At 55.9% G+C, this 24,678-nt stretch carries 12 protein-coding genes and 2 tRNA genes; 9 read left to right on the top strand and 5 right to left on the bottom strand.

The window, feature by feature from the left end; translation table 11 throughout:
- Nucleotides 1-171 precede the first annotated feature (171 nt).
- Nucleotides 172-1,341, bottom strand: coding sequence for a two-component system sensor histidine kinase NtrB (locus IEN85_RS09445; protein WP_191616846.1), 1,170 nt, complete (start codon nucleotides 1,339-1,341; stop codon nucleotides 172-174).
- A gap of 172 nt (nucleotides 1,342-1,513) precedes the next feature.
- Here IEN85_RS09445 and IEN85_RS09450 point away from each other — a divergent pair, with 172 nt between their 5' ends.
- From IEN85_RS09450 to IEN85_RS09475, 6 genes are all read left to right on the top strand, one after another.
- Nucleotides 1,514-2,602 carry a hypothetical protein gene (locus IEN85_RS09450; RefSeq protein WP_191616847.1) on the top strand — a complete coding sequence of 363 codons (1,089 nt, stop codon included), beginning with the start codon at nucleotides 1,514-1,516 and terminating at the stop codon, nucleotides 2,600-2,602.
- Between the two features lie 24 nt (nucleotides 2,603-2,626).
- A complete protein-coding gene (locus IEN85_RS09455) occupies nucleotides 2,627-3,793 on the top strand; it encodes a cytochrome c biogenesis ResB family protein (protein ID WP_191616848.1) in 1,167 nt (388 codons plus the stop codon).
- Nucleotides 3,790-5,676 carry a cytochrome c biogenesis protein gene (locus IEN85_RS09460; RefSeq protein ID WP_191616849.1) on the top strand — a complete coding sequence of 629 codons (1,887 nt, stop codon included), beginning with the start codon at nucleotides 3,790-3,792 and terminating at the stop codon, nucleotides 5,674-5,676. Before IEN85_RS09455 ends, IEN85_RS09460 begins: the two co-directional genes overlap by 4 nt.
- 61 nt (nucleotides 5,677-5,737) lie before the next feature.
- Nucleotides 5,738-6,085 (top strand): hypothetical protein, encoded by a 348-nt coding sequence (locus IEN85_RS09465; RefSeq protein ID WP_191616850.1) that lies wholly within the window; start codon nucleotides 5,738-5,740, stop codon nucleotides 6,083-6,085.
- The gene (locus tag IEN85_RS09470; RefSeq protein WP_191616851.1) at nucleotides 6,082-6,945 is read left to right on the top strand and encodes an HDOD domain-containing protein; all 864 of its coding nucleotides are present in this window, start codon (nucleotides 6,082-6,084) and stop codon (nucleotides 6,943-6,945) included. The genes IEN85_RS09465 and IEN85_RS09470 overlap by 4 nt, the downstream gene beginning before the upstream one ends.
- 2 nt (nucleotides 6,946-6,947) lie before the next feature.
- Nucleotides 6,948-8,681, top strand: coding sequence for an ATP-binding protein (locus IEN85_RS09475; RefSeq protein ID WP_191616852.1), 1,734 nt, complete (start codon nucleotides 6,948-6,950; stop codon nucleotides 8,679-8,681).
- A gap of 9 nt (nucleotides 8,682-8,690) precedes the next feature.
- Here the strand turns inward: IEN85_RS09475 and clpB are convergent, their stop codons facing one another.
- From clpB to IEN85_RS09495, 4 genes are all read right to left on the bottom strand, one after another.
- The gene (clpB, locus tag IEN85_RS09480; protein WP_191616934.1) at nucleotides 8,691-11,273 is read right to left on the bottom strand and encodes an ATP-dependent chaperone ClpB; all 2,583 of its coding nucleotides are present in this window, start codon (nucleotides 11,271-11,273) and stop codon (nucleotides 8,691-8,693) included.
- A 243-nt stretch (nucleotides 11,274-11,516) separates the two neighbouring features.
- Nucleotides 11,517-13,370, bottom strand: coding sequence for a sodium:solute symporter family protein (locus IEN85_RS09485; protein WP_191616853.1), 1,854 nt, complete (start codon nucleotides 13,368-13,370; stop codon nucleotides 11,517-11,519).
- A gap of 8 nt (nucleotides 13,371-13,378) precedes the next feature.
- Nucleotides 13,379-13,705, bottom strand: a complete 327-nt coding sequence (locus tag IEN85_RS09490; RefSeq protein ID WP_191616854.1) for a DUF4212 domain-containing protein — start codon at nucleotides 13,703-13,705, stop codon at nucleotides 13,379-13,381.
- 217 nt (nucleotides 13,706-13,922) lie between these two features.
- A complete protein-coding gene (locus IEN85_RS09495) occupies nucleotides 13,923-15,707 on the bottom strand; it encodes a prolipoprotein diacylglyceryl transferase (RefSeq protein WP_191616855.1) in 1,785 nt (594 codons plus the stop codon).
- 215 nt (nucleotides 15,708-15,922) lie between these two features.
- Here IEN85_RS09495 and IEN85_RS09500 point away from each other — a divergent pair.
- The 3 genes from IEN85_RS09500 (at nucleotide 15,923) to IEN85_RS09510 (ending at nucleotide 24,676) form a co-directional block, all read left to right on the top strand.
- Nucleotides 15,923-16,007, top strand: a tRNA-Leu gene (locus IEN85_RS09500).
- Nucleotides 16,008-16,368: 361 nt separating this feature from the next.
- Nucleotides 16,369-16,453, top strand: a tRNA-Leu gene (locus tag IEN85_RS09505).
- 591 nt (nucleotides 16,454-17,044) lie between these two features.
- Nucleotides 17,045-24,676: an Ig domain-containing protein gene (locus IEN85_RS09510; protein WP_191616856.1), complete on the top strand. Its 7,632-nt coding sequence runs from the start codon at nucleotides 17,045-17,047 to the stop codon at nucleotides 24,674-24,676.
- Nucleotides 24,677-24,678 lie beyond the last annotated feature (2 nt).

Consider the following 24,678-nt stretch of genomic DNA (forward strand, 5'->3'; position numbering starts at 1 on the left):
TGGTCAAGTGTGCAGTTTTGTCACAAAGTGACTTATCGAGGACTGGGTCCCAGCGGTCAATTGGTCGAAAAGGTGGCGCGGCTTCTCCGAAGACGCATTTCGAATGCTTCCGGAATGATGGGCGTCTTCGGAGAAGCCACGCCACCGGTTGGAAAAGGAAAGCGCCACAACTCACGCCTCCAGCATGACCAGCTTGCGGTTTCGCTTGGGCAGTTCGAGGGTCACCACCGTTCCCACGCCCTCTTGGCTGTCGATACCGACTTGGCCGCCGTGACCGCGAATGATGCGCTGCACGATCATCAAGCCCAATCCGGAGCCCGACTTTTTCGTTGTATGGTAGGGCTGGAAAACGCGGGAAAGGTCGGACTGCCGTATGCCTTCCCCCGAATCTCCGAAGCGCAGATAGATCTTCTCTTCGTCGGAACGGGAAACGATTTTCAAGGCGCCCCCCGGTCCCATCGCCTCCATCGCATTCTTTATTAAGTTGAAGAAAACCTGCTTCATTTGGTTTCGGTCAGCCCTCACGATCGGGGCTTCGGAAACGACCTCGACCTCCACCGTGATGCCTCGATCGTTCAGCTCGGACCCCACGACCTCCAGCACCTCCTCCAATACCAGACTCAAATCGAGGACCTGAAAGTCCGGCTCTTGCGGACGAATGGCCTCCAAAAAGTTTTTTATGATCCCGTCCAGTCGCTCCACCTCGCCGCGGCAAACCGAAAGGGAGTTTCCCAGCTTTCCAGTCGCCGGTCCGGATTCGAGCTTGGCGAGCTGTCGCTCCATTAGCTGCAAGTGAATGGTGAGCGAATTGAGCGGATTTCCCAATTCATGGGCAACCCCCGCCGCGAGGAGGAGGATCGAAGCGATTTTCTCCGATTCGATGGTTTCGTCCTTGGTCCTCTTTTCGTTCGTGATGTCGGAAAGCATCACAACGAACTGCTTGTCGTCTTCGCCGACAGGCTCCTTGAAAGGCAGAAAGTAAATCCGCACGAAACGCTGTTCAGGGTAAGTTAACTCCAGCTCGCGGGAGCTGATTGAATCCCGCAGCGGCTCGCCCTCCTCCAGCCCGAGCGAATCGCGCAGGCCGGGTATCAGGCGCCATAGCAACGTGGTTCCAACCTCGCTGTCGCTGAGCCCGATCATGCGTTGCCCCGACTCGTTGGCGTACTGGACCTCCCCCTCTTCGTCGACTACCAGTATGCCTTCCAGGGCCGTGTTGAAAACGGTTTCTAAGTAAGCCCGTTCGCGGGCCAACTTCTGAGCAAGGTTCGTGAGGTTCGTCGCGTCGAGACTTTCGATGCGACCGAGGACGCGGTCGAGGGAGGATTCTTTCTTCGCCATGGTAGAAAACGCTGTGGCAAAGGTCTTTAGACCGCTCCCATCCGCTTTGGCAACCCTTCCCGAAGCCCACACTCAAACTAATACCACGTATTAGTTTTCGAGAGTCATTCCGCCAAAGTCCGGTCCTGCTTGATTTATGCTATTCGAGTCCCTTATCTCCTCTTCGATTCATATGAGATCCTACATCTGCCTAGCTTGGATCGGCGTTTTGACAGCGTCGCTCACCCTCCCTACCGGCTGCCGTAAACCTGAAATCAAGGTATACGACGTCGACAAGGGCTCCATCGACCCGCCGCGCGCCCTCGCGCAGCCGTCTGCCGCTAGCGCCGCCGCAGAACCCATCGCCTGGACCCCCTCCCCTCAGTGGAAGTCCCTTCCTCCCACCCAATTCCGCAAGGGGAACTATGTCTTTTCCGACAAGGCAGGTACCGCTGAAATCACAGTCACCGCGTTCCCGGGCGACACAGGGGGATTGCTCGCCAACGCAAACCGCTGGCTGCGCCAAGCCTCTCTTCCAGAAATTTCCCAAGAGGAACTCGATGCGATCACCGTGGAAGTCGATCTCGACGACCGGGCCACCGCCTACGTCCTCGACCTCAAGGCGAAAAGCGCCGCGGAGGCTTCAAACCGCATCTACGCCGCAGTCATTCCCTACCAAGGCCAAAGCTGGTTCTTCAAGATGTCGGGACCTTTCAGTACCGTGAAAAGCCAAATTCCAGCCTTCAGCGTGTTCCTGCGTGGCTTGAAATTTGGCGATGAGGCAACCAGCGCCGGCAGCATTGCTGAGCATAACCATGGTGAACACCTCGGCGACCTCACCTTTACCGCCCCGAGTGGTTGGATGGAATCGGCCGGCAACTCCATCCGCATCGCAAGCTACTCCATCTCCAAGGAAGGCTATCCTCCCGCCGACTTCTCGATTACATCCTTCCCCGGCGACACTGGCGGACTGGTGGCCAACGTAAATCGCTGGCGTGGGCAGATCGGACTCGCGCCCTGGAGCCCCGAGAAAGTGGCGGCAGCCACGCGAATCCTCAAGAATCCCGCTGGCCTTGAGTTCAAGGTTTTCGAGCTGAAACCCGAATCCGATGCCGAAAAGACGGTATCTGAGGAGTGGATACGAGTCGCCATCATGGAACAGGGCGGTAAGTCGTTTTTCTTCAAGCTCAAGGGAGATGCCGTACTGGTCGACCTGCAACGCGATGAATTCACGGCGCTGCTGCAAAGCGTTCACTTTAGCCACGAGGGGCACAACCACTAGCGGTTCGGTCCGCGTTTCAAGACGATGAAACCACTTCTAAAAATTCTCGCATCGCTCGAAGTGACGATCGGAGCTTTCGTCCTAGCGATGGTCCTGATCCTCTTTGGCACGATCGACCAAGCGAATCTCGGCATCCATGGAGCGACCGAGAAATATTTCTACACTGTATTCGTTACGCAATACATCCCTTCGCTCGACATCAGCGTTCCCTACATGCCTGGCGGCTACTTGATCGGCTTCGTCCTGCTCATCAACATGACGGCCGCCATCGTCTACCGCTTCAAGTTTACCACAGACAAGATCGGAATCTGGCTGGTGCACGTGGGCTTCATCCTTTTGCTGCTCGGAGAGTTCATTTCCAGTGTCTTCCAACATGAGGCAAGCCTGACCATAGACGAAGGGCAAACCGTCGACTTCACCGAAAGCTTCCGCGATTCCGAGCTCGCTATCGTTGACACGACCGACCCCGACAAGGATCGCGTCTATGCGATCCCTCAGGTCATGCTAGAGCGCAAACAGCAAATCTCCGTGGACGGGCTTCCGTTCAATATCAGCGTAGACGACTTCATGCCGAATTCCGTGATGCAGCGCCGCAACGAGTCGACGCCTGACTTCGCCCGTCTCGCCAACCGCGGTATCGGACTGCAAGCCTACGCCCTCCCCATTGCAGAAACCGGCAAGATGAACGACCGCAACGTGCCAGCGGTTATCGTAACGCTCTTCTCCAAGGAATCGAACGGGCAAAGCTCAGAGGTCCTCGGAACTTGGCTGGTTCGAGAGTTCATCCCGAACCAATCGGTTTCGTATGGAGGACGCGAATACACGATCCTCATGCGACGCGAGCGGGAGATGTTAGACTATGCGATCACGCTCAAGGACTTTAGCCACGACCGCTACCTCGGAACTAATATCCCGAAAAACTTCTCAAGCGACGTGACTGTGCTGGATAAGGACACTGGCTTGGAACAGGACTTCCTTATCTATATGAACAACCCGCTTCGCTACGACGACCTTACGTTCTACCAACAAGGATTCATGAACGACGACAAGACTTCGATCTTGCAAGTCGTGCGCAACCCCGGTCGCAGCCTTCCCTACATTTCCTGCTCACTCATGACCCTCGGATTGGCTCTCCAATTCGGTATCAGCCTACAACGTTTTTCTAAGAGAAGAAAGAAAGCAGCCGCATGAAACGCAGCCTTTTCACCATCATTGCCTTGGCGGTCTTTTTCGGGACCATATACTCGAACTACAAGCGCCAAACGCCAAAGTCGGAGCTCGACTACGATTCGTTCGGCCAGATTCCAGTGGTACTCAACGGCCGCGTGCAACCCCTCGATTCGGTAGCGAGAAACACCCTCCTCGCAATAAACGGAAAGAGTACGGCCACCTACCAAGACGGCAGCCGCCACCAGCCAATCGAGTGGCTCGCGGAGGTCCTTTTCCAACCGCAACTCGCCGTCGATCGCCCTGTATTCAGAATCCATGACGATGGCTTGAGGGCGATCTTGCCGCACAAGGAGCCAGACCAAAGCGGTTCGATGATCAAGCGAATGCTCCTTGGATCCGGCAGCAGCCACCACTACTACTCGCTCAACGAAATTCGCACCGTCTACGACAAGATTCGCCAAGACGCCGTCGAAGCCTCCGAAATCGAAGGCCAGCTGCGAAACCGCTACCAAAACGCAGTCGTCAACCTGGCTAACAACGTAATTCGCTTCTACAACCTGACGCGTACCGTACACCACGGCGAATCTCCCAGCTTCATCGAGGAGCTCACGGCCCTGCAAACCATCATACCTGCGGCGATCGAAGAAACCGAAAAACAGCAACGCGGCGAAGATTTCGACTCCTCCAAGCTCAGCCCCATGCTCAGCTTCATGCAGGTCTACCGTACCTTCGAATCCGAATCGCTCTTCTTCACCCACCCAAGGCCACACGTCGATGGCGAGCAGACGTGGCTGAAAATGAGCAGCGCACTCGACGAAATCACCCGGGACGGCAAGCCCAGCGAAGTCACGCTACACTACGCCACTTTGGTTGACGCCTATCGTCAAGGCGACGCCGAGACATTCAACGCAGCCCTGCCCAAGCTGCACGAAGCCATCGAAAGCATCGATCCAGAGGCTACGAGCAAGGCCACCGCGGAGCGACTCTTCAACTACCTGAGCCCCTTCTATGTATCCATCATTGGATACGTGATCGTTTTCTTGCTAGCGGTCTTCTCCTGGCCTTTCGGCTCCCAAGCGCTGAATCGAGCCGCCTACTGGACAACGGTCGCAGTATTCGTTTTCCACACGATTGGCATGGGCTTCCGAGTCTATATCATCGATTACGCGCCCGTGATCAACCTCTACTCCTCCGCGATCTACGTGGGCTGGGGAGCCACCTTGCTCGCTCTCATTATCGAGAAGCTATTCAAGAACGGGATTGGCAGCTTTGTCGCCTCGGTCATCGGAATCGCGAGCCTGATCGTCGCCCACCATCTCATTGACGGCAAAGATACCCTCGAGCAGATGAAGGCCGTTCTGGACTCTAACTTCTGGCTGACAGTGCACGTACTGACCGTGACCTTCGGCTACGCCGCCACCTTCTTCGCTGGTTTCTTCGCGATCTTCTACGTCATTGCTGGAATTACCACCAAGCTGATAGACAAGAAGGTCGCCAAGATGCTTTCCTCCGTCGTCTTTGGCATCGTCTGCTTCTCAACCTTGTTCAGCTTCTTCGGCACGGTGACAGGCGGGATCTGGGCTGACCAGTCATGGGGCCGGTTCTGGGGTTGGGACCCCAAGGAAAACGGCGCCATCCTGCTGGTCTTGTGGAATGTCATTATCCTGCACGCCCGCTGGGGCGGCTTCGCCAGAACACGCGGCATCATGGCCATGGCGATTTTCGGTAACGTCGTGACGAGCTGGTCTTGGATGGGCACCAACATGCTCGGCATCGGCCTCCACTCCTACGGATTCATGAATTCCGCCTTCCAGTACCTCGCAGGATTTTGGGTGCTGCAGCTGTTTTTCATCGCCCTCGCCTACCTCCCGCAAAGTCGCTGGAAAAGTCCGGTCAACGGTTAGCAAGGTTTGCCAAAAAGCAGCCGTTCCCTAAAGCTTCGTTTCTTAGAAACAACGCTTTCACATGCCCAACCGTTCACCACACGAAGTCAAGGCCGGGGACATCCTTGCTGATGACGTCTTCAACCTAGACGCACGCTTACTGTTCCCGGCCGGAACCAAGCTGAACGAAAAGAAGATCGAGATCCTCATGATGTGGGGCGTGGAAAGCGTGAACGTAGAGGGACTCGCCGATTCGGCCGAATCGATTCCCGTGAAAAATCCCTCCAACATCGCCAAGCAAGACGCCGAACTGCAAATCCAGAAACGATTTAAACTCGTCAAATCCTCCCACCCGGTGGTTGTCGCTGTCAGGGAAATCGCCGTTCTTGAGTCGGCGAAATCCTCAGACCATCCCCTGCCACAATCGTGATCTCCCTGCTCAACCCCGTACTCGAGGACGCAGACAAGTTCCCGCCGCTTCCCGCGCTCGTTCTGGCGATAGAGGACGCCGTCGACAGTCCCGAATCCTCCTTCGAAGACATCGCCCGCATCGTCGAGTCGGATGCCGATCTCGCGAGCCGGTTTCTCGCCTTGGCGAACTCCTGCTTCTACAACTATCCCATCACCATCGCGAGCATCCCGGACGCGCTGAGCGTCATTGGGCTGCGCAACACGCGCAACGTCAGCCTCTCCCTCTCCCTGCCACGCGTCCTCAAGCAGACGCCCGAGTTTCCCGTGCCCACCGATCAGTTTTGGAGGCACAATATCGCAGTCGGGCTGTGCGCCCGGCTCATAGCCTTGGAAAGTCGCGACGCCAATACGGAACGTCACTTCTTCGCAGGCTTCCTGCACAAGATCGGTCGACCGCTCATCGCCAACCTATTCCCGGAGGAGGCTAAGGACATTTACAGGCGAACCCAGAAAAAGGAAATTCACTACCAGCAAGCCGCCCATTCCGCTCTCGGATTCGACGATGCCGAAGTCGGTGCCGCCGCTTTGCAACACTGGCGTTTTCCCGAAAATATCGTCACCCTCGTTCGTCACCACAACAAGCCCGTGCTCGCCAGAAACCACCTGCGGGGCGTGAGCCTCGTGCACATTGCGAACTTCATCGTGTCCGCCCTCGACCTTGGCGAATCGGGTGACCGCTTCGTTCCCGAGTTTTCGGAAGCGGCTTGGGGATACTCCAATTTCGACGAATCGAAACTTTCTACCATCGTCGCCGAGCTGCTCCGGCAGCTCGATAGCGTTTGCCACGTTTTCCTCTCCCCCAAGATCGAAAGTAGGTAGCGATGGATCCCCGCCCCCCAGACAAGCACGAGCATGTGCAGAGCCGTTTCGAGACGCTGGACTTCTTCCAACGCAAGCTTCGCGAGGCTACCAACCTCAGGGAGGTCATCCAAATCGCGGAAAACGAGCTCGATAGTATCCAAGATTTCGCGACGATCGGCTTCTATTTGGTAGATGAAAAAGACGGCGGATTTGAACTGCACAAGACACGTCCGACCACCCAATACGCCTCCTTTCAATCAGTAGTGCGAAGCGCCATTCGGCAGGGAGCGTTCGCCTGGGCGCTGCGACAGCAAAAACCGCTCTTTTGGGCCGACGACAAAACGGGCAAAAAGCTGATCCTGCACGCCCTTTCCACTCGCGACCGGACACTTGGAATGTTCATAGGGCTTTTCGAAGACGTCGACCCTAGCGAGCAGCACAACATCGTGCTCAACCAAATTTCCCTCACGCTCACCCTTACCGCCACGACACTGGACGCTCTTGTATTGAGGAGCGAACTACAGTCTCAAAACAGGAGCCTCGAGGAGACCGTCAACAAACGCACTGCCGCCTTCCTCAAAGCCAAGGAGGAAGCGGAAAAAGCGAATTTGGCCAAGAGCGAGTTTCTCGCGATGATGAGTCACGAATTGCGAACTCCGATGAACGGGGTAATCGGTTTCGCGTCGCTCCTGCTCGAGACAAAAATCGACGAGGAACAACGGGATTTCGTGGAAACCATCCGAACCTCGGGCGACTCCCTACTTTCCATCATCAACGACATTCTCGACTTCTCCAAGATCGAAGCGGGACGCGAAGAACTGGAACTTGTGAGCTTTAGCCTCAAGCAGCTGCTGGGAGAAGTTCTCAATCTCACGTCCCCCATTGCCTCGGGCAAAAACCTGACCCTCGACCTCGACTACTCCGAGACCTTGCCAGAGTTTGTGATCGGCGACCCCGGAAAGGTACGGCAAGTCATACTGAACCTCGTCAGCAACGCTATCAAGTTCACCAGCAAGGGAGAGGTGCGAATTCGCGCTCGGGCGGACGAGAGCTCGGGCACGCACTCCATCGTACGTATCAGCGTTATCGATACCGGAATCGGTATTCCAGAAGACGTGCGACAACGACTCTTCCAGCCATTTACCCAAGCGGACTCCTCCACCCGAAGAAAACATGGAGGAACTGGACTTGGCCTTGTCATATCAAAACGTCTCGCGGAAATGATGGGCGGAGACATAACGATCCAAAGCGAACCAGGAGCCGGCTCCACGTTTACCTTCACCGCGTACCTCGAGCCAAGCGTGCAGCAAGAGGAGCAGTTCTTTGATCATGTCCTCCATGCTGAGCCGTCAACCGAGCGGACAACGCGAAAAGTCCTCGTAGCAGAGGACAACCTAGGTAACCAAAAGCTGATCCTCGGCATGCTCAAGCGAATCGGCTTTTCCGCAGACACTGCCTCGAACGGGCTGGAGGCCTTAGACCTGTTTTCCAAACGCCGATACGACCTCGTCCTTATGGATTGCCAAATGCCGGAAATGGACGGATTCGAAACGACGCGCGGAATTCGTGGCATCGAGGAAAAAACAGGCGGGCACACGCCCATTATCGCCCTGACCGCCATGTCGCTGACCGGAGCTCGTGAGCGCTGCATCGAAGCAGGCATGGACGACTATCTCTCCAAGCCGCTCGAGATTAAACCTTTGATCGCGACCCTCAGCAAATGGTCGAAGCCCAAAGAGGACTCCGACCACTGAAAGACTGGATTAGCTGCTCAACACCAAGGCGTCGTCCACCACGGTAAACCGAGCCGTATCCCCATCCGTAACCTCGCCGCCGATTATCGCCTTCGCCAAATCGGTTTGAATTGAACGCTGGATAAACCTCCGCAGGGGCCGGGCGCCATAGACGGGATCAAAGCCTTTCAAGGCGACCCATTTCAGAGCTTCGTCATCCAAAGCGACCGTTATCCGACGCTCCTCGAGCGTCCGGTTCAAGTCAGCCAGCAAGAGAACTACGATCTTTTCAATGTCCTCCAAGTCCAGTGGACGGAAGATCACAGTCTCGTCGATCCGATTGAGGAACTCCGGACGGAAATTACGACGCAACTCCGTCATGACCGACTCCTTTGTCGAATCCGAAATCTCGCCGCCCCCTTGCTCCAACAAGTATTGGCTGCCGAGGTTCGAGGTCATGATCACGATCGTGTTCTTGAAGTCGACCAAGCGACCTTGGGAATCGGTAACACGACCATCGTCCAGTATTTGTAACATTATGTTAAATACATCGGGATGGGCCTTCTCAACCTCATCAAAAAGGATGACCGAGTACGGCTTGCGGCGAACGGCTTCAGTCAACTGTCCGCCCTCCTCATAACCGACGTAACCGGGAGGAGCCCCAATCAGCCGCGCCACCGCGTGGCGCTCCATGTACTCGCTCATGTCAATGCGGATAATGGCGTCCTCGCTGTCGAAAAGCGTGCTCGCCAAGGTCTTGACCAGCTCAGTCTTACCGACCCCCGTCGGACCGAGAAACATGAAGCTACCAATAGGCCGCTTGGGATCCTTGATCCCAGCGCGTGCCCGCAAGATAGCTTCCGATACGTAGCGAATCGCCTCGGGCTGACCAATCACTCGCTTTTCTAAAGCGCTATCGAGAGCCAAAAGCTTTTGCCGCTCGCCTTCGATGAGCTTGGATACCGGAACGCCCGTCCATTTCGAGACGATGTCAGCGATCTCCTCTTGCGAAACCTCCTCCTTGAGCAGCGACCGCTCGCTGTGTTTCGCTTGGGCCGCCGCCAAACGCTCCTCAAGTTGCGGCAAGCGCCCATGCTTGAGCTCCGCAGCCTTGTTGAGATCGTAAGCGCGTTCCGCACGTTCGATTTCAGCCTTCGTGGTTTCGATTTCTTCGCGCAGCTTCTGTAACTCGGAAATCACATTCTTTTCGGCAACCCAGATCTGACGCTGAGCCTTCTCCTCTTCCTTCAGGTCGGCAATCTCGCGGCGAACCCCTTCCAGCCGATCTTTGGATGGCGTATCGGTTTCCTGACGCAATGCTGCCTCCTCGATCTCCAGCTGCATCAGGCGGCGCGTGAGCGTATCCAGTTCCTCAGGAAGACTGTCCATTTCCGTGCGTATCGAAGCGCAAGCTTCGTCGACGAGGTCGATCGCCTTGTCCGGCAAGAAGCGGTCAGTGATGTAGCGATTGGACAAGACTGTCGCAGTTACCAGAGCGTTGTCTTGTATCCGTACGCCATGGTGCACCTCGAAACGCTCTTTCAAGCCGCGCAGGATCGATATGGTGTCTTCCACGCTCGGTTGGTCGACCAGCACGCTTTGGAAACGACGCTCGAGGGCCGCGTCCTTTTCGATGTAGCGACGATACTCGTCCAAGGTGGTCGCACCGATACAGTGCAATTCGCCTCGGGCCAACATTGGCTTGAGCAAGTTGCCGGCGTCCATCGCGCCATCCGTTTTTCCCGCTCCTACAATCGTATGCAGCTCGTCGATGAACAACAGGATACGCCCTTCGCTCGACTTCACCTCCTGCAGGACTGCCTTGAGTCTTTCCTCGAATTCACCGCGAAACTTGGCCCCCGCAATCAAAGCGCCCATGTCGAGTGAAAATACAGTCTTGTCCTTCAAGCCTTCCGGAACATCCCCACGCACTATGCGTTGAGCCAAGCCCTCCGCTATGGCAGTCTTGCCCACCCCCGGTTCCCCGATCAAAACGGGATTGTTTTTCGTCTTGCGAGAAAGGATACGAATGACTCGGCGAATCTCGTCGTCACGACCGATTACCGGGTCCATCTTTCCAGACCGAGCCCGCTCTACGAGATCCGACCCGTACTTCTCGAGTGCCTGATAGGTTGCCTCTGGATTTTGGGAGGTCACGCGCTGATTGCCGCGTACCGATTTCAAAGCCCCTAAGATCTTGGCACGGTCTAGCCCGAAACTCTTGAGGACGTTCGCAAGGGCGGTCGGCTTTTGCACAGTGGCAAGGGCGAGAAAGAGATGCTCGACGCTGATGTATTCATCTTTCAACGACTTCGCTTCTTCTTCCGCCTTCGTGTAGACCTCGTTTGTCGCTTGCGTTATGAATATTTTGGAACTGTCAACGCTCCCCGAAACCTTAGGCAAGCGGTCCAGTTCGCGATCGAGAGCAAGGGAAAGAGCGTTTTCCGAGAGGTCGAGCTTCTTGAGTACGCCTTGCACGATGCCCTTGTCTTGCTCGCAGAGCGCCGCCAGCAAGTGCAGCGTATCCACTTCATTGTTCTGCTTCCGGCGGGCAATCGCTTGCGCTGCGGTGAGCGCGTTGCGGGCCATTTCTGTAAGTCTGTTTGGGTCAATCATTTCGTGTATACCTCCATCGCTCCCCTCCTCGCATTAAGCGTACCGAAATGCTATCGCCGGGTGAGTTACCTTAGGCTTAAAAATGTAACCCATTCAGCTTGTTGCACTTGCGCAGTGGTGCGAGCCCAGAATGCAGGCCTGCTATAATGCCGCTAAAAACGGCCAGCGGGACACACTGGCCGTTCTTCAATTCAACTGGGACGTCCCAGTGTCACACTCGGACGGACGGAAGGTCAGCCCCTAGATGCCTTCTCCACCAACGCCGGCATCGTCGTCTCCCATGGCCTGTACCGCTGTTCCCGGAACGTGGATCTCGGCAACCATCTGCTGAATCTCCAGAGGTGGAGGTGGCGTCGCCAAGCTGACCGCATAAGTGACGACAAAGTTGATTATCATTCCCACAAATCCAATGCCCTCGGGAGTAATGCCAAAGAGGTAGTCTTGGGATGTGCCTCCCAAGAACTGGAAATAGACAATGTAGCTGATGGTGAAGACAATCCCGAAAAGCATCCCCGAAACCGCGCCTTGCTTGTTAACACGCTTCGAGAAAATCCCCATCAGCAGCGTGGGAAAGAAAGAGGACGCGGCCAAGCCGAAGGCGAAGGCAACCGTCTTGGCGATGAACGCCGAGGGCGGGTTAATGCCAAAATAAGCAGCCACAGCCAAGGCGATAAAAGAGGCAGCCCGGGCGTAGTTGACCTCCTCTTTATCGCTCAGATCCGGTTTCACGATCTTCTTCATCAAGTCATGCGAGATCGAAGTGGATAGCACTAGGAGCAAACCTGCCGCTGTCGAGAGCGCGGCTGCGATGCAGCCTGCCATCAACAAGGCGATAACCCACTTCGGCAGCCCTCCCATGTAGGGGTTGGCCATGACCATGATGTCGTTGCCAAACCAGAGCTCGTTCGGATTCGTAAGATCCGCCTTGTTTGCGAGCAAGCGCTCGCCGTGGATGCCCTTGAGTTGCACCGCGGGAGCATCGTCAGCCGGGTACATCGGACGGGCTCCGCCTACGAAAACGTGATTGTTGTTCGATTCGGACTTGCCAGGGCCAAAGTACTGAATCTTGCCGTCCTCGTTCTTGTCCACCCATGCCATCTGCCCCGTGCTTTCAAAATCTTTGAACCACTCAGGCGCGTTGGCATAGCTCGTGTTGTGCAACTTAGTGATGAGGTTGACGCGCGAAAAGGATCCAATCGCTGGCGCCGTCAAGTAGATCACGGAAATGAAAAGCAGGGTCCAGCAAGCAGACTTTCTCACGGAAGCCACGTTCTTTACGGTGAAGAACCGCACGATCACGTGGGGCAAGCCTGCGGTACCACACATCAAGGCTGCCGTTATGCAAAACATGTTTACCTTACTCAACTCGCCTGATGTATATTCACTGAAACCGAGTTCCGTATTTATATTATTTACCTTCTCTAAAAACGGTATCTTTGCCCCGTCTAAGGTAAAGTCACCGATCAGTCCGAGTTGCGGAACGAAATTATTCGTCAAGGCGATCGCGATAAAGATAGCAGGAATCGTGTACGAGAAAGCCATCACGCAATATTGGGCGACCTGCGTGTAGGTGATGCCCTTCATGCCGCCCAAGCCCGCATAGAAGAAAACAATACTGGCCCCGACAAGCACGCCAGATTGAATCTTGATGCCGAAAAGCTGGGAAAACACGACGCCCACGCCACGCATCTGTCCCATGATATAAGTCATGCAAATAAAAATAGCGCACAGGACCGCAACACCCCGAGCCAACTTCGAATAGTAGCGATCGCCGACAAAATCAGGCACCGTAGGCTTACCGAACTTTCGCAGGTAGGGGACCATTAACACCGTCAATAATACGAAGCCCCCAGTCCACCCCATGAGAAAGCGTGACGCGTCATAGCCACTGATCGCCACCGCTCCAGCCATGGAGATGAAGGTCGCTGCAGACATCCAGTCCGCCGCAGTCGCCATCCCGTTCGCGAACGGAGAGACGCCTCCGCCTGCAGTGTAGTACTCCTTGGTCGAAGATGCTCGCGAAGTGAATGCGATAAAGATGTAGAGCCCGAAGCTCAGTCCGATGAAAATGAAATTATATATATCTTGAGACATCGGATCCCTTATTCCTGTCCGTCTTCGAGGTTAAACCTGTCGTCCAGCTTGCCCATCCAAACAGCATACACGACTAGCAGCAAAACGAAGCAAATGATCGAGCCTTGCTGAGCCATCCAAAATCCAAAGGGAGCGTTGCCAACCTTGGGCGCGTTTGCATCCAGCCAATCCCGGAAAAGAATCCCGCAGCCATAACTGACCACAAACCAGATCGGCAGCAGGCAAAGGATCACTTTTAGGCTGGAACGGCGGTGGGCGCGTTGCCTCGCCAGGGTTCTTGCATCTCCGGAGGCAGTATCGCCTGTCCCGGGCGTGGCGTGTGAGGAATCACTCATAAGGTATTGATGGATTGGGGATTCGAATGGGGAACCGAGATCGCTAAGTGAACGCATCAACCGAATACCAGCAAGGTAAAACTCTACTCCAACTAATCTGACAGTTCAGTCTTACTTATAGCGCGACTGCTTCAGATCGCGAATCACCTTTTTGGATACAAAAAAGGAGAGCCTTCCAGCCCTCCTCTTGTTCAGTTTTAATCGTAGCGTCGCAGGACTAGTCCTTTTCGCTTTTCTCTTCCGCGTCGGCCCCTTCTGCGTTTTCAGAGACGGAGGCGGGCGCCGGTTTTTCAACGGATTCCGCCGAGTCGCTCGTTTCTGTCGATTTCGCTTCTGGCGGTTCCACGGCAGAAGTCTCCTCAGCGCTGGCTGCGGAGATTTGCTTTTCAGCTTCAGTTTCAGGCACCTCAGGCTTCGCGCCTGCTTCCGCAGCGACGGACTCAGCCGGAGCTTCGGCCGCTTCGCCGCCGTCCGCTGGCTTGGCTTCGGGCGCCGCGGCCTCGGGAGCCGGAACAGCTGTTTCAGCCTTGGCCTTCTCCCCGCTCGGCTTCGCCTTGCTGGAGGGTTTAGCAGATCCTGTATCGAGCACCGGTTGCGCAAAAAGCGTGTCGTCCTCGAAGTGAGAGATGTAGCCGTCCGCAATCAACCAATGCAGGTCCCGAACAACCTTCTTTTCGTCCATCTCGCCCTCGACACCTTCGGACTTGAGCCACTCTTGGTAGGCGGCCGGCATGTCCTTAGCCTTGGTCAGCTGGTTCGCTTCGATAAAGCGGATGATGCGGTCCAAGTCCGGCGACATCACTTGGCCAGGAGAGCGGAAATTTCGCTTGGTTGCGCACACGTAGGTGATGCCCTTGGCACCCTTTTTGTAGATGCTGAACTTCTCGCGGCGCATACGACCACGAATCGCGTTCGCTGCATCGAGCGGGAAACGCTGTTGGCGTTGGCGTTCGCCGTCCATCGCCTTGTAGGCCTCCGTATCCTTGTACTGCTCCAAAACGTTTCCGGACACGCGAGCGTAATTAACCTGCTTCACGACCTTAGCCTTGAGCGTGGTGCGCAAGAAAATCATGGCTTCTTCGACGGAATCGAACACCTTCGCCTCCTCGCCTTCCGCAACCTCCTTGGCCGTGTAGCGAGTCGCTTTCTTCTGGCTTTCCAGCCAGGCCGCAATCACTTCCTCTTCCCTCACCGTCTCGATGGAGCTTTGCAGCTTTTCGAAGGACATGTTGGGCAGGCGAGTGCGATGGTGGTTTCGGAGCGCCGCCTCGTACTTGTGGTAATTCGGCGGTCCGAGCAGCTCTTTGGTGAAGGGGCAGCGATTCACGAACTGGAAGTTCCCGGTGGGAGCTTCCACTTCCACTTCCTCAATATTGAAGAACTCCTCTGCGTGATGAGCCATCGCGTGGGCGATCGCCTCCTCGTCGCTCGCGAAGGGCATGTTGTCGATGGCGCAGATTGAAACTCGTTCAGGCTTCTGCCCTTCTGCAGCCTTGCGGGTCACGCTGGCGATGAAGCGATCTGGCTTTTCCATGAACAGCTTCGCCACCTGGAAAAGCTCGTAGGTCATGTGGTTGCCGCGCATGGCCTTGATGATGGCCGAGAAGCAGTTGTCTTCCGGATAGAAACAAACGTCGAATACCGGACTCTCGTAAGGATGGAATGGAGCTCTCGGCGAATCGTGCCGTCCGCGCCCTCTCGGACGACGGCCGCCTTGATCGCGAGGCGGACGCTCTCCCCCATGCTCACCCGCCGGTGCGTCCGGTCGCGGAGCCCGGGGAGGTCTTCTATCCTTACGGGCAGGTCCGCTTCCGCCAGGTCTGCGCCCCGGGCGATCTCCGCCACGTGGTCCGCCCTTGGAGGAACGCGATTTCCCCGAATCAGGAGAAGATTTGCTGGCTGCGGTCCACTGGGTGCCGAAGCTGAAGCTTTGTAGGTCTGAAAGGTCTACCGAGTCTTTTTTCGGCTCCTCGTTGGGATCCTTGGGTGTGGAATCAGGCATCTGATATTTTGAAAAGGCGCCGCTGAATAGTCGGCATCCTGTTGTTTGTAGTTCTAGAGAAGTCGCTTACGACGGAGGAAAAAGGGGATATGGCTGAGGTTTTAACTAGGTTGTTCCGCCAGAATCAACCCAATACGAAGAAATATAAGAAATGTTCATTTTCGCGCTTTACATGGACCTTCAGATCTCCATTTCTTTGCGACCTCAATCATCTTGCTCAGGTGGTGGAATTGGTAGACACGTACGCTTGAGGGGCGTATGCCGCAAGGCGTGGAGGTTCGAGTCCTCTTCTGAGCACCACTTTTAGATAAAGGCCGCAAAAACAAGCGGCCTTTTTTGCGTCCATACAGGTCGAAGGACGAGAACCTCCGCGGAGGTTCGACGAAAGGAGCGAAGCGACTGGAGATGGGCAACGCGAAGCGTTGGGGCGAAGCCCTGAGCGAAGCGAATCAATCCTCTTCTGAGCACCACTTTTAGAAAAAGGCCGCTACAACAAGCGGCTTTTTTGCGTCCAAAGTCCGAGAGGTTCGGACTGCATTCGGATTCTTCAATCATGCCAAATCGGTGAAATTCGCTCCGTTCCGAATCATTGAAAATAAATCTGTTTTCGCGCTTTACAATGCACCCAAGATCTCCATTTCTTTGCGACCTCAATCATCTTGCTCAGGTGGTGGAATTGGTAGACACGTACGCTTGAGGGGCGTATGGCGCAAGCCGTGGAGGTTCGAGTCCTCTTCTGAGCACCACTTTTAGAAAAAGGCCGCAAAAACAAGCGGCCTTTTTTGCGTCCATACAGGTCGAAGGACGAGAACCTCCGCGGAGGTTCGACGAAAGGAGCGAAGCGACTGGAGATGGGCAACGCGAAGCGTTGGGGCGAAGCCCTGAGCGAAGCGAATCAATCCTCTTCTGAGCACCACTTCTGAAAAGGGCCGCTACGACAAGCGGCCTTTTTTGCGTCCATGCAGGTCTACAGTCCTTGGCAAGACAGTCGCGTCGACCTTATCAAGCATGGACAACGCAGAGCTTGCACCTTCCTTGTCGCCGACGGGAGGTACCGGTTGCACCCGGTCCGCTTTGCAGGAGCCTAGCTGTTTCCTTTAACGCCACTTATGCCCCCTTAGCGCGAAAAGCCGCAAACGTAGCTTCTCCAATATTTGAGGTAAGCTCCCCAAGCCTCCGTAGATTCGACCCCTCATTGAGTAAACATCGAGTAAAGTGCCCCTCCAGGTTCCTTGTTTTCTTAGGAACACGCTCTTTCGTCCGAAAAGAGCCAAACGCGAAGGTATCTCCTTCCCGCTTCTGCACCTCCTCCCCGCTCGAAATCTCAAGTTAGACGTATGACTGAATCAGCCTCTCGCTTCGCCTCCTTCTCCATCTGGAAAGCCATCCTCGCCTCGATACTGCTCTCCGCCCTAGGGCAAAAAGCTACTGCCCAAGACCCTTCTGGAGCGGAGCCGGAGGACAAGCTGCTAGTCCGAGCCATCGTTGGGCTCGAACTGAACTTTGATCTGCAGATCCCCGCCGAAGTGAGCAACGTCAGCTTCCAAGCTCTGCCTGATGGGCTGCAATTCAACGAAACAGAAGGGACACTCACTGGTGTCGCCACCTCTGCGGGCGTACTCGAAACAAGCATCAATTTCTCCGAAGGCGGGCAGGCATTGCAGATGCCAGCCCGCTTCGAAGTTTACATGGAAGCCGAATTCCCGGGCGACGTAAACAACCCGAATCCCGACGAGGGTCCGGAACCTCCGACTGAGCCCATCCGCATTATCGGAAAAGTGGGAGAGCAGCTCTATTGGCAGCTCAACTTCAATCTCAATACGGCGAGCTATGATTTCGCGGTCGGACCCGACGGCGTCCCCTCCCAGCTTCCTCCCGGAATCCAAATCAGCTCCCAGGAAAACTCCTTCCTCGGATACCCGGAAGCAGCGGGCATTTTTGAATGCGGCATCGTCGTCACGGATAGCGAAGGTTCTTTCACAGAACACTACATCTTTGACATCCAAGGAAGCGCCGACGCAGGAGACGGCACAGCGACGGGCGGAACGAGCGGCACCGAGGGCGAACCGCACGATGAACCTTTATTCGTACGCGGCGTAGTGGGTTACCCCCTACACTTTTTCTTGGAGGTTCCTGAAAACGTGGAGCTGCAAAGCATCTCGCCACTCCCTCCCGGCCTTTCGCTCGACATGACCCAGCCCGCGATCGTTGGCACGCCCACCACGGCAGGTTTCCTGGACTCTAACATCCAAGCAATCGAGAACGGCCAGAGCATCACCCACCCCGTACAGTTCGATATAGTGCTTGAAGCGGACTTCCCGGGCGATCCAAACGATCCCAATCCGCCACACGATTCCAACAACCCAGAGCCTCCGGCAGAGCCAATCCGCATCTTCGGCAAGGTTGGAGAACGACTCTACTGGCAGCTCAACCAGAACCTCTCCTCATCCACCTTCGACATCGGTATCGATCCAACAGGCGTTCCCTACCAACTCCCCTCCGGCATCGATATCCACATTTCAGAATCCTCCTTTGTCGGCACGCCGCTGGAGCCGGGTGTCTACGACTTCGAACTTGTTTTCAGCGATTCCACAGGTTCCTACATCGACCACTACATCTTCGACATAGCCCCCGCAGGTGACACGGGAACCCCAGGAGAGCCAGATCCCGTTATGGTCATCCATGGCGTAGTGGGAGAACCACTTTACTGGCAACTCAACTACAATGTCTCGACAACTGGCTACGACTACGGCGTTCGTCCCGACGGCACCTCCTTCCAGCTCCCTGCTGGCATCGAAATCGTCGCTGCCGAATCGTCCTTCATCGGCACCCCAAGCGAAGCGGGCTGGTACGACTTCATTCTCCTGATCCCGACCAGCGACGGAATTGTCGAAAAGCGCTACGCCTTCGATATCGCTCCTGCAAACGATCCAGACGAGGACAAGCCGCTCATCATCCGAGCCGTAGTTGGTTTCGAACTACTCTTCCCCCTCGACATTCCTGAAGGCATCACCCTCAACACCTTTTCCCCTTTCCCTGCCGGATTGAGCTACGAAACAGCTTCAGAGTCCGTTGTCGGCACACCTTCCGAAGCGGGTATCTTCGAGGCCTTGATCACCTACACCGAAGACGGCGCAGACGGAGAGAAAGAAGTTATCTTTGAAATCTACAACGAAGCAGAGTTTCCTGGTGATCCGAACGATCCAAACCCACCAGAGGAACACCTCGAACACCCTTTTAACATTGTCGGCGACGTCGGCATGGAACTGCAGTTCTACCTCGGACTGGAGGGAGAGGTCGGCGATCTCGTCTTCGACATGCTTCCTGAGGGCCTGAGCTTCGATGCCGACAACGGCCTCGTATACGGCACTCCGATACACCCTGGCTTCTACGAGACCAGACTCCGCGGTTTGCGCGATACCGAAGTAGTTATCTATCCAGTCTACTTCGACATCTTCGGCGATTGGAATCCAGATACCGGAGCGGGCGGACAGCCCCATGAACTGAAAATCTTCGGCTGGGTCGGCGAATTCATTTCCTTCCCATTACCTTTGGATCCGAGCGTATCCACCGTAAGCCTGACCACCTACGCAGACGGCACCCAAGCCTACCTCCCATTGGGAGTCCAGCTCGACGCCGCCAACGGCATGCTCGTTGGATTCCCTCAAGAACCCGGCTTCTTCCCCTCCTCCTTCACCATTACCGAAGGCGACAAGTCTGAGGAAATCCCAGTCTTCTTTGAAATTCAATACTTCGACCCGAACGACCCTGGAGGACCTACGCATCCAGGCGACAACTACGACCATGAACCCAACGAAATCGTCTTGTTCGGAGAAGTCGGAGCCCGCTTTTCATTCAAGTTTCCTCTCGCCGCAGAAGAAACGGCCGATCTTCCCGCCGAACGCGACGGTGACACCTTTGCCTTGCCCGTAGGCCTGAGCTATAGCGCTGAGAACCTATCGATAACTGGTTCACCCACCAAATCAGGACATTACGAAGCCCTCGTCGTCGTAGAAGGCCCCGGATACATCAAGGAAAAGTACATCCACTTCATCGTTAGCGACGGCAGCAACGCACCTCGTCTCTCCTTTTTCTCAGAAAGCGAATACGTCCCCGGACAACCATTCTCCTACCAGATCAACGCTGGCGGCCAAGCGACGAACTTCGAAGTAGAAGAGCTTCCTGCTGGCCTCCAGTTGGACTCATCGACCGGTATTATCAGCGGAACGATTGATTTCTCCGAAGACTTCGATCTCTTGATCGCAGCTAGCAACGAAAACGGTACCGCCTACGGTATTCACTTCCTGGATTCAGAGGAAGACGAGCATCACGAAGAACCCGACCCCACCGATCCCAATTCCCCCGATACAGGCCACGGGGACGAGGAGGACCCGGAGCCTTTCTTCGCTCGTCTCGGAGTCCCCTTCGTTCTCGAAGCGCCAGCGGAATTCGCAGAAGCAGTCTTTGCCCTCGTCGACGGCGAGGCCTTCCCTGCCGGCCTAGGATTCGATTCTACCCAGAACGCAGTCATCTCCGGAACGCCTACTGAAGCAGGTCTCTTCCAAACCAAAATTTCCATCACTCGCGGCGAGCTTGAAGAGCAGTTCACCCTCTGGTTCTTCGTGGCCGACAGCGTAGAGGCTCCACAATTTGTCGCTCCCGATTATGTGCGGAGCCTTCCTGGCGAAGCATTCGAGCTCCGTCTTCCGATCGCGAACGGCCCCGCAACCATCAAAATTCAAAGCGCCCCAGACGGTGTTAGCTACGACAGCGAGGCCAAGGCCTTGCGCGGCGTGCTCTCCGAGCCCGGTTTCTACCGCGTCCTCGTAAGCGCCAGCAACGAAGCAGGTATGGGTGTCCACCTTGTAGAGATCGACGTCTTTGACGACGGAACGGGTCACAACCCAGGCAACAATTACTACGAGCCCATTCATGCGTTTGGCATCGTGGGTGAACCATTCGACTTCCCACTACCTGCGAATCCCGACAATAGCGTGATCGCCTTTGTTGACGGCGAAGACGGCACCAGCTCGGAAATTCCAGCAGGCCTCGAATACATCGAGAATTACGCCATCATCCGCGGTACCCCAGAACAAGAAGGAGTGAGCAATCTCTTTCTCGAAATCACCGAGTTCGGTTTCACCCGCCGCGAACAAATTGTATTTGAAATCTACACACGGGACAATCTTCCCGACGATCCGAACTTCCCGACCGATCCTGGCTACCATGAGCCAGACGACGGCCACGTCGAACCAATCCTCGGCAAGGTAGGAGAGCGCCTCTACTTCGAAGCCCCGATCTCGGGCGACGGAGTCAGCTTCGCCATCGTCGACGGCCCTGACGGAGAACCTTCGGAACTTCCTCCTGGCGTTAGCTTCGACTCGGATCTGGGCATCCTCTCGGGCGTGCCCACCGCCTCTGGCATCTACCCCCTATGGGTTGAGGTCGACGAATTCGGCAGCGTCCGCACTCACTTTGCCCCTGTCATTGTCAGCGGCGTCGAAGGCTCGCCTGTTATCACAAGCGAACCGTTCTTCACCACGATTCCAGGAGAGCACTTCAAGTTTGAAATCAAGGCGACCAACGAGCCGACCGATGTCGAAGTCGACTTCTTCGACGTTCCCGGCGTCCTCAGTTTCGACCAAGAAAGCATGCTTCTAGAGGGTAAGTTCGAGTTCGGTGGCTTCTTCACTCTACTCGTATCCGCAACCAATGACACGGGAACCGGCTACGGCTTGCTCAACATCGACGTGCTCGGACTCAACGATGGCGAGGGACCAAACGAAATCCCGTTACACATAAACGGCACCGTGAACCAGAAGGTAGACTTCCCTCTCCCCAGCTTCATTCGCGGCTCCAAGTTCGTTGTGACCGCAGATCCTGCAGGTTTTGAGGCACAACTTCCAGAAGGCTTCTCTATTGACGAAAAGACAGGCCGTATCAGCGGAATACCTACACAGCCTGGCTACACCTTCGTATGGGTAAGCGTCGACGATGGAGAACTCCCATCGCTCGCCATCAACATCGGTATCGCCGAAGGCATGCGTACGCCTGAAATCATCAGTCCAGACTTCTGGATTGGCTATCAAGATTCGCCATTCCACTACCAAATTCACGCGACGGATGGACCTTACAAATTCTACGCAGAAGGACTCCCTACCGGACTCAGTCTCGATCCTTTCAGCGGAACAATTCGAGGAACTTCTAGCGAATTCGGCGACTTCCAAGTGGCGATCAGCGCCGAAAACGCCGCAGGCGTAGGCAATGCCAAGACCCTCTATCTCACTCTGGAAGAGAAGCCGCGCCTTCCCGTTGTATCCGCTCCGTATTACACGGAAGGACAAGTAGGCGAAAGCTTCTCCCTTCAAGTTAATGCAACGGAAGAACCTGACTTTTTCCACCCTGGTGGCCTGCCAGCGGGACTGAGCATCGATTCGACCAACGGTCTCATTTCCGGAACGCCCTCACAATTTGGATACTTCAACGTAAATCTTGAAGCGACAAATCAATGGGGCCGCGGCGGACTGCAAATCGCAATCTACATCAAACGCGCCGCCCTCGCCCCCGTCTACGTCGGAACGAGCTCAGTCGGCGGAAAGGTCGGAAAAGACTTCCTCTTCCAGCCTGCCTTTTCTGGTAACGCAAACAGCTTCGAAATCGACGAAAATTCGCCGAACCCTCTGCCAGCGGGCCTCGCCATCGATCCCGAAACAGGAGCCATTAGCGGCATCCCAAGCGAGATCATGAACGGATTTGTGGACGTTCTCATATCCGGCGAAGGCGGATCTACTATCGCCACCGTCTACTTCAAGATCGTAGCCGCTCTCGACGCTCCCGTTATCTCCAGCAGCTCCTTCGCGAAAGGCACTTCGGGCACCGCCCTCAGCTTCCAGTTGACCGCTTCCAATAGCCCAGTCGAATTCGCCGCCGCAAATCTGCCTGCTGGTCTCGAGCTCGATAGCCAAAGCGGCGAAATCTCAGGCACTCCGGAATCAGCGGGCTTCTACGACATCGTCGTCAGCGCTCGCAACGCATCCGGTTGGGGTCAGCCTAAGCTGCTCATCCTCGACATCATCCCAGGATTGGAAGCGCCAATCGTGATTAGCGCTCCATGGGCCAAGGGGGAAGTCGGCAAGGCCTTCCAATATCAAATCGAAGCCAACAACCAGCCAAGCGGCTACGCTGTCTCGGGCGATCTCCCAGAAGGTCTCTCCCTCGACGAAGCAAGCGGATCCATCACAGGCACTCCAAGCAAGGCCGGTTTCTATGAAGTGATTCTCTCCGCTTCCAATGCCAGTGGGTCCGGAAACGGCCTTGTATTCATCTTCGCAATACGTCCGTCCCAGGAAATGCCAGTCATTACCTCCAGCGGCACGGCCTTCGCAACCGTCAACGAGCCTTTCCTCTACAAAATCAAGGCCACCGCCACTCCTACCAGCTATGCCGCGGAAAATCTTCCTGACGGACTCAGCTTGAACGAGAGCACAGGCTTCATCACTGGTACGCCTAAGTCGCCCACCACCGAGCCGCTCGTCATCGTTGTCACTGCGTCCAACGCAGCCGGCCAAAGCTTGCCACGCGCAGTGCTCTTGGAGATCCTGCCTGCCGCCGAAGCACCTGTCATCCTCTCCGGTGGACACGCGCTCGGCAAGGTTGGCGTCGCCTTCGAATACCAAGTTTTCGCCATCAATGAGCCCACGGCTTACAGCAGCCCAGACTTGCCGGAAGGCCTCTCCATCGCCAGCAACACCGGCCTGATTTCCGGCACTCCGGAAGAAGCGGGAGAATTCAAGGTCACCCTTGTCGCCTCCAACGATGCGGGCAAGGGCGAACCCGCCACCATCCTCTTCTTCATCGTTCCAGGCGCCGAGGCGCCGCGCGTCACCAGCAAAACCCACGCGATCGGTAAGGTCGGCGAAGACTTCGAGTACCAAATCCTCGCCTCCGCCGAAGAGATCGACAGCTACCAAGTAGAAGGAAATCTTCCACGCGGTCTTGATTTCGACCCGACCACGGGACTCATTTCTGGCACACCTGTGGAACCGATTATCACCAGCGTGCTTCTCTCCGTGAGCAACGAAGCGGGCACCAGCGCTCCGCAGCCGTTCACCATCAAGATCGAGCCGGCCCTGGAAGCTCCAGTCATCACCTCCTCGCTCAATATTAGCGGGACCGTAGGCGAGGAATTGAGCTACACCATCAACGCGACAAACATGCCTGAGGAACGTCCATTGCCGCCAAGCGCCGAATTCGACGCGGTCGGACTCCCCAGCGGCTTGGGCGTGAACACCGCAACTGGCATCGTATCCGGCATCCCCGAAGAAGCAGGCAGCTACATCGCCACCTTGGTCGCCAGCAATGAGACCGGCGAAGGCGCGCCTCGCTTCCTCAACATCAAGATTAAGCCAGCGCCAACCGCCCCTGTGGTTACCAGCGTATTCCGCGTCGGAGCTCAGGTCGGCAAGAGCTTCAACTACCAGATTGTCGCCACAAACGCTCCTACCTCCTACGACGCTGACCACGCCATCGCTTGGTTGGTCGCCGACACGGAAACAGGTTCTCTCTCCGGCACTCCGACCAAACCTGGCGTCTTCTACGCATCGCTCTTCGCGGTCAACGAAGCCGGCTACTCGGAACCAAGCCCGCTTGAAATCACCGTGTACCCAGCAGCGGATACACCAAAGATGACCAGCGAGCGCAGTGCTGAAGGCAAAGTTGGAAGCCCCTTCGAGTACCAGATCGAAGCATCCAACAATCCGACCTCCTTTAAGGTCAGCGGCCTCCCCGCCGGATTGAGCCTAAACCCCAGCACCGGTGTTATCTCCGGCACGCCTACCGCGTCTGGAACATTCGACATCGTTGTGGTCGGAAGCAACGGCAACGGCGAGGGAGCGAAAGCCACCCTCGTACTTAAAATCAGCCCGAAGACGGCCTTCACCATCGTCTCCAGCAGCTCCAACGATAACTAAGG

This window comes from Pelagicoccus enzymogenes (assembly GCF_014803405.1).
GTDB classification, from domain to species: domain Bacteria; phylum Verrucomicrobiota; class Verrucomicrobiia; order Opitutales; family Opitutaceae; genus Pelagicoccus; species Pelagicoccus enzymogenes.